The 6,672-nt window shown below is 68.3% G+C and carries 8 protein-coding genes; 6 read left to right on the top strand and 2 right to left on the bottom strand.

Going from position 1 to position 6,672, the window contains the following annotated elements; all coding sequences use genetic code 11:
• Both K8V84_RS06025 and K8V84_RS06020 read right to left on the bottom strand, forming a co-directional pair.
• On the bottom strand, positions 1 to 568 hold a 568-nt coding region (locus tag K8V84_RS06025), incomplete at its 3' end, for a nicotinamidase (RefSeq protein ID WP_304071508.1).
• Positions 569 to 609: 41 nt separating this feature from the next.
• Positions 610 to 1,911, bottom strand: coding sequence for a nicotinate phosphoribosyltransferase (locus K8V84_RS06020; RefSeq protein WP_304071505.1), 1,302 nt, complete (start codon positions 1,909 to 1,911; stop codon positions 610 to 612).
• Between the two features lie 107 nt (positions 1,912 to 2,018).
• Here K8V84_RS06020 and K8V84_RS06015 point away from each other — a divergent pair, with 107 nt between their 5' ends.
• The 6 genes from K8V84_RS06015 to rdgB all read left to right on the top strand — a co-directional run bounded on the left by K8V84_RS06015 (position 2,019) and on the right by rdgB (position 6,205).
• Positions 2,019 to 2,441 carry a M67 family metallopeptidase gene (locus K8V84_RS06015; RefSeq protein ID WP_304071501.1) on the top strand — a complete coding sequence of 141 codons (423 nt, stop codon included), beginning with the start codon at positions 2,019 to 2,021 and terminating at the stop codon, positions 2,439 to 2,441.
• Between the two features lie 96 nt (positions 2,442 to 2,537).
• Positions 2,538 to 2,816 carry a MoaD/ThiS family protein gene (locus tag K8V84_RS06010; protein WP_304071499.1) on the top strand — a complete coding sequence of 93 codons (279 nt, stop codon included), beginning with the start codon at positions 2,538 to 2,540 and terminating at the stop codon, positions 2,814 to 2,816.
• A gap of 8 nt (positions 2,817 to 2,824) precedes the next feature.
• Positions 2,825 to 3,772, top strand: coding sequence for a cysteine synthase (locus K8V84_RS06005; protein ID WP_304071497.1), 948 nt, complete (start codon positions 2,825 to 2,827; stop codon positions 3,770 to 3,772).
• Between the two features lie 272 nt (positions 3,773 to 4,044).
• Complete coding sequence (locus tag K8V84_RS06000) at positions 4,045 to 4,797, top strand: MBL fold metallo-hydrolase (RefSeq protein ID WP_304071495.1); 753 nt, start codon at positions 4,045 to 4,047, stop codon at positions 4,795 to 4,797.
• A gap of 60 nt (positions 4,798 to 4,857) precedes the next feature.
• Positions 4,858 to 5,583, top strand: a complete 726-nt coding sequence (gene rph, locus K8V84_RS05995) for a ribonuclease PH (RefSeq protein ID WP_304071492.1) — start codon at positions 4,858 to 4,860, stop codon at positions 5,581 to 5,583.
• A 16-nt stretch (positions 5,584 to 5,599) separates the two neighbouring features.
• Positions 5,600 to 6,205, top strand: coding sequence for an RdgB/HAM1 family non-canonical purine NTP pyrophosphatase (gene rdgB / locus K8V84_RS05990; protein ID WP_304071510.1), 606 nt, complete (start codon positions 5,600 to 5,602; stop codon positions 6,203 to 6,205).
• The last annotated feature ends 467 nt before the right edge of the window (positions 6,206 to 6,672 follow it).

Below are 6,672 nucleotides of genomic sequence, written 5' to 3'. Positions count from 1 at the left end.
CGACCAGCGGCTCGCCCTCCAGCTCCACACCGGCCGCGCGCAGCTGCTCCAGCGCCGACTCGACCGTGGGCGCGGCCACGCCCGCGGTCAGTCCGAGCAGCACCCGCGTCCGGAACCCCTCGCTCAGGGCGTCCAGCGCGGTGGCCCGCACACAGTGGTCGGTGGCGATGCCCACCACGTCCACCTCGTCCACGTTCCGTTCTCGCAGCCACGCGACCAGGGTCGTCTCACCATCTCGCGCGGTCCCCTCGAAACCGCTGTATGCCGCCGTGTACTGCCCCTTGTCGAAGATCTCCTCCGCCACCGAGGCGTCGAAGTCGGTGTGGAACTCCGCGCCGGGGGTGCCGACCACGCAGTGCGGGGGCCAGGTGTCCACGAAGTCGGGGGTGTCGGAGAAATGCGCCCCCGGGTCGATGTGGTGGTCACGGGTGGCCACCACGTGGTCGTAGCCGCCGGTGCGGGAGTACTCGGTGACGGCGGCCGCGGTACGCGCCCCACCCTTCACACCGAGGCTGCCTCCCTCACAGAAGTCGTTCTGTACGTCCACCACGATGAGTGCCTTCGTCATGTTCGGCACCTCTCTTCCAGGATCGGGTCGGGTCTGGGACTTCAGTGGAAGATCGTCGGCAGCGAGGCGTCGCCACGGGACATCCGCAGCGCCTGCTCGGGCAGTTCCGCCACGGTCGCCCGGTGGCGTTCACGGGCCCGGTGGACCGTCTCCCGGCCCACGATCTCCCCGTCGACGACCAGCGGCCGCAGCAACGGGCGGGTACCGACGACCTCGCCGGGATCGTGCGGGTACACCTCCTCGGCCACCGCGACGCCCTTGTCGTCCAACCGGCGCACCGACCACTTGCGGCCGCCCCGGCTCGGCTTGCCCACCGAACGCTTGGCGACCGGTTCCAGCGGGGCGTCGTCCGTCAGGCCGCGCGCCCGAGCCACCAGCTTGTACACCAGCGAGACGGTCGGGGCTCCGGAGCCCGTGACCAGGGACGTCCCCACCCCGTAGCCGTCCACGGGGGCCACGGCCAGAGCCTGGATGGAGTGCTCGTCGAGGTCACCGGTGACCACGATCTCGGTGTCGGTGGCGCCGAGACCGTCGAGCTGGGCGCGCACCCGGGACGCGGTCGCGGCCAGGTCGCCGGAGTCGATCCGGACGGCCCCGAGCTCCTTGCCGGCCAACTCCACGGCGTGGCGCACCGCGCGTTCGACGTCGTAGGTGTCCACCAACAAGGTGGTGCCCTTGCCCATGGATTCCAGCTGGGCCTTGAAGGCGTGCTGTTCGCTGTCGTGCAGCAGGGTGAAGGCGTGCGCCGCGGTGCCACCGGTCGGAACCCCGAACGAGCGCCCCGCCTCCAGGTTGGAGGAGGTCGCGAACCCGGCCACGTAGGCGGCGCGGGCCGCGGCCACGGCGGAGTGTTCCTGGGTGCGGCGCGACCCCATCTCGATGAGCGGGCGGTCACCGGCCGCGACCGACATGCGACTGGCGGCCGAGGCGATCGCGCTGTCGTGGTTGTACACCGACAACGCGAGGGTCTCCAGGATCACGGCCTCGGCGAAGGTGGCCTCCACCACAAGGATGGGCGAACCCGGGAAATAGGCCTCTCCCTCGCCGTAGCCCCAGACGTTGCCCGAGAAGCGGTAGTCGGCGAGCCACTCCAAGGTGGATTCGTCCACGACACGGTGGTCGGACAGGAAGTCCAGTTCCTCTTGGCCGAAGCGGAAGCGTTGCAGTAGGTCCAGGAAGCGCCCGGTGCCCGCCACGACGCCGTAACGGCGGCCTTCGGGCAGGCGTCTGGCGAACATCTCGAACACCGACCTGCGTGCGGCGGCACCGCTGTGCAGGGCGCCTTGGAGCATCGTCAGTTCATAGTGGTCGGTGAGCAGCGCACTGCTGCCGTCCTCTCTCATGGGGCCGAGCCTATTCGTTGAGGGTTCGAGCTTCGCAGCCGCCCCACCAGCGCGGGCAACAATACCCACTTGGTTGGTAGAAAAGAATGGGTGGGTACCCTGGAGCCATGCTGAGGATTGACCGCTCGATCTACGACCAGATCGTCGCACACGCCCGCCGTGACCACCCCGACGAGGCGTGTGGTGTCGTCGCGGGCCCCGAGGGTTCCGACCGCCCGGAGCGGTTCATCGAGATGCTCAACGCCGAACGGTCGCCGACCTTCTACCGTTTCGACTCGATCGAGCAGCTCAAGGTCTGGCGTGGGATGGACGACCGCGACGAGGAACCCGTCGTGATCTACCACTCCCACACCGCGACCGAGGCCTATCCCTCGCGCACCGACATCGCCTACGCCTCCGAACCGGGGGCCCACTACGTCCTCGTCTCCACCCGTGAGCCCGAAACGGTCGAGTTCCGCTCCTACCGGATCGTGGACGGCGAGGTCACCGAGGAGCCGGTGGAGATCACCGGGGGCGACGGCGGCCACTAGGCTCCGCCACCGGCAGGACCCGCCGTCCGGAATGAGGGCGGAGTGTCTCCTGTTGGACATGAACGCACAACTACGACCGCTAACGGAGTCACCTTCATGGCCATCGAGGTCCGCATCCCCACCATCCTGCGCAACCTGACCGACGACGCCAAGGTCGTCGAAGGGTCCGGCGCCACCCTCGGCGAACTGTTCACCGACCTGGACAGCCGCCACCCCGGCATCGCCGAGCGTCTGGTGGAGAACGGCAAACTGCGTCGCTTCATCAACGTCTACCTCAACGACGAGGACGTCCGATTCGTCGGTGGGCTCGACGCGAAGCTCTCCGACGGCGACAACGTGACCGTCCTGCCCGCCGTCGCCGGCGGAAGCCGCTGAGGGCGGCCATGCGCTACGACTCCCTACTCGACTCCCTCGGCGGCACGCCGCTCGTCGGCCTGCCTCGACTCTCGCCCTCGCCGCGGGTGCGGCTGTGGGCGAAGCTGGAGGACCGCAACCCCACCGGCTCGATCAAGGACCGCGCCGCGTTCTTCATGATCGAGCAGGCCGAGAAGGACGGGCTGCTCTCCCCGGGGTGCACGATCCTGGAGCCGACGTCGGGGAACACCGGCATCTCACTCGCCATGGTCGCCAAACTGCGCGGCTACCGCATGGTCTGTGTCATGCCGGAGAACACCTCCGCCGAGCGCAAGCAGTTGCTCGCCATGTGGGGCGCCGAGGTCCACTTCTCCGACGCCGCCGGCGGCTCCAACGAGGCCGTCCGCGTGGCCAAGGAGATGGCCGCGGCCAACCCCGACTGGGTGATGCTGTACCAGTACGGCAACCCGGCCAACGCCCGCGCCCACTACGAGACCACCGGGCCCGAGCTGTTGGCCGACCTGCCTGAGATCACCCACTTCGTGGCGGGCCTCGGCACGACCGGAACCCTCATGGGGGTGGGACGCTACCTGCGTGAGCACAAGCCCGACGTGCAGATCGTCGCCGCCGAACCCCGGTACGGCGAGCTCGTCTACGGGCTGCGCAACATCGACGAGGGGTTCATCCCCGAGCTCTACGACGAGTCGGTGCTGACCACCCGTTTCTCCGTGCCCTCCGAAGCCGCGCTCAAGCGGACCAGGGAACTCCTGGCCAAGGAGGGCGTCTTCGCGGGGATCTCCACGGGCGGCGCCCTGCACGCCGCGCTGGGGATGGCACGCAAGGCCGAACGGGAGGGGCGGTCCGCCGACATCGCGTTCGTCATCGCCGACGCCGGATGGAAGTACCTGTCCACCGGTGCCTACGAGGGGACGCTCGAAGAAGCGGAGGAGCGCCTGGACGGCCAGCTCTGGGCCTGATCCGAGCTTGGTGACGGAAGGCCGGTCGCAGGTGCGGCCGGCCTTCCGTCGTATTCAGGGCAAATCGGTCATCTCTGATCAATTGGTGTGAAAAATTCACACGTGACCGAGGTCGCCTGAGATGCGGGCCACATTTTGTACCACCCGGGCGGTCATTGGGGTACACCCGTAACAACGGCACATCCGCAGAACCAGCCGCCACCCGCACTCCCCGCGCACAGCCACTCAGGGGCCACGGAGTCAGAGCGGCCGACCGAGAAGGCGACGACGACGTGCGACTCACGATTATCGGGTCCTCCGGGAGCTTCCCCGGGCCGGACAGCCCGGCCTCCTGTTACCTGGTCGAAGCCGGTGGATACCGCCTGCTTCTGGACCTGGGAAACGGCGCTCTGGGCGCCCTCCAGCGCTACACGGACCTCTACTCCATCGACGCCGTGTACCTCAGCCACCTGCACACCGATCACTGCGCCGACATGTGCGCCTACTGGGTCGCCCGCATGTACTCGCCGGACGGCGCCAAACCGCGCATCCCCGTCTACGGGCCCGCCGGGGTCTCCGAACGCCTCGCCCAGATCTACGGGCTGGACCCCGACCCCGGAATGACCGAGGTCTTCGACTTCCACGAGCTCAGCCCCGGCGAGTTCCGCATCGGCCCGATGACCGCCCGCGTCGATAGGGTCAACCACCCCGTCGACGCCTTCGGCATCCGGCTCGAACACGAAGGCGCCACCCTCGCCTACTCCGGGGACACCGGCGCGTGCGATTCCCTGATCGACCTGGCCCGCGGGGTCGACCTCTTCCTCTGCGAGGCCGCCTTCCACGACCACGTCGAACACCCCAAGGACATGCACCTGACCGGTAGCGAGGCCGGTGACCACGCCGACCGGGCCGGGGTCGGCAAACTCCTGCTCACCCACCTGGTGCCCTGGAACGACGACGACATCACCATGTCCGAGGCCCGCTCCACCTTCGCCGGCGACATCGAACTCGCCCGAGGCGGACAGGTGCACCGGATCGGTGGCTGATCCGGCCGAGGAACAGTGGCCGAGCCACGACGCGCGCCGACCGGGGATACGCTCATACCCATGGCCCGACCTGACGGACGCGTTCCGACCCAACTTCGACCTGTGACCATCACCCGCAACTGGCTCCGCCAGGCGGAAGGTTCCGCGCTCATCGAGTTCGGAGACACCCGCGTGCTCTGCGCGGCCACCGTCGAGGACGGTGTGCCCCGCTGGCGGAGAGGGACCGGTGAGGGGTGGGTCACCGCCGAGTACGCGATGCTTCCGCGCGCCACCGACACCCGTGGTGCTCGGGAGTCCGTGCGCGGCAAGATCGGCGGACGTACCCACGAGATCTCCCGGTTGATCGGCCGTTCCCTGCGCGCCGTCGTCGACTTCAAGGCGATGGGCGAACACACCATCACCCTGGACTGTGACGTGCTCCAGGCCGACGGCGGAACCCGCACAGCGGCGATCACCGGTGCCTACGTCGCCCTCGCCGACGCGATGAAGTACCTGCGCAAGAAGCGCAAGCTCAAGACCAACCCGCTCATCGGCTCGCTCTCCGCGGTGAGCGTCGGCGTGGTGCAGGGACAGCCCAGGCTGGACCTGAACTACCTGGAGGACTCCGTCGCCGACACCGACATGAACGTCGTGCTCACCGGTGACGGCAAGTTCATCGAGGTGCAGGGCACCGCGGAGGGGCAGGGCGCGGCGTTCGACCGCGAGCTCCTCGACAAGCTGCTCGACCTCGCCACCACCGGCTGCGAGGAACTGACCGCGATCCAGAAGAAGAGCCTGTCCGAGTAGGACCGGGGGAGTGACCGTGAAGATCGTGCTGGCCACGCGCAATGCGAAGAAGGTGCCGGAGATGCGCGCCATCCTCGCCGAGGCGGGGGTGGAGGCCGAGGTCCTCGCCCTGGACGCGTTTCCGGACGCGCCCGAAGTACCCGAGACCGAGGCGACCTTCGTCGGGAACGCCCGTCTGAAGGCGAAAGCGATCGCGGAGCACACCGGTCTGCCCGCGGTGGCCGACGACTCCGGGTTGAGCGTGGACGAACTGCGTGGGATGCCCGGAGTCCTCTCCGCCCGGTGGTCCGGCCGTTTCGGAGCACAGAACCAGGACCGGGCCAACCTGGAACTGGTCCTGGACCAGATCGCGGACACCCCGCAGGAGCGCCGAGGCGCTCAGTTCGTTTGCGCGGCCGTGCTCGTGATGCCCGACGGGACCGAAAGGTCGGCCGAGGGTGTGCTGAGCGGACACCTGGTCGGGGAACCCCGAGGGGAGAACGGGTTCGGTTACGACCCTGTCTTCGTCCCGAAGGGCCTCGACCGGACCACGGCGGAGCTGAGCGCCGAAGAGAAGAACGCGATCAGCCACCGGGGCATCGCCTTCCGGGCCCTGGCCAAGGAACTGGCCGAACTGGTGTGACCGTGGTGGGACGGCCCGGCTCCGGTCCGTCCCACCACGGTTCAAACCCAGAGCACGGAAAAAACTTGGCGGCGGGTGTTTGCCGGTTCGGGACCGGGGGCAGGATGGTTCTTGCCTGACAAGCAAGCCGATCCAAGACCCCGGACCTGACGTCGACCCACGGGGTCGCGAGGAACGGAAGACCCGGACACATCGGGGATCTCCCCACCGGACCGGGTGGATTTGACGTCACCGAGACGGTTGCCTAGACTCAGCGAGTCGTTGCGGGACGGAGAGCGCACGGACCTTCTGGTTCGCGCTCGGCACCGGGCCGCGATCACAGACATCCTCTTCACGGCAGCCTGGTTCGAGCGGTGCTCGGAGCATGTAAACTCGAAGAGTCGCTTCAAAGGCCCAGCAAAAACGCAAAGCCAAAGAAGCAGAACGGGCTTTACCCCGATCAGGAACACCGAAACCGCCGATTCGAC

It is taken from the genome of Nocardiopsis listeri, from assembly GCF_020741345.1.
Classification (GTDB): Bacteria; Actinomycetota; Actinomycetes; order Streptosporangiales; family Streptosporangiaceae; genus Nocardiopsis; species Nocardiopsis listeri_A.
This window is presented reverse-complemented; position numbering and strand designations above follow the sequence as displayed.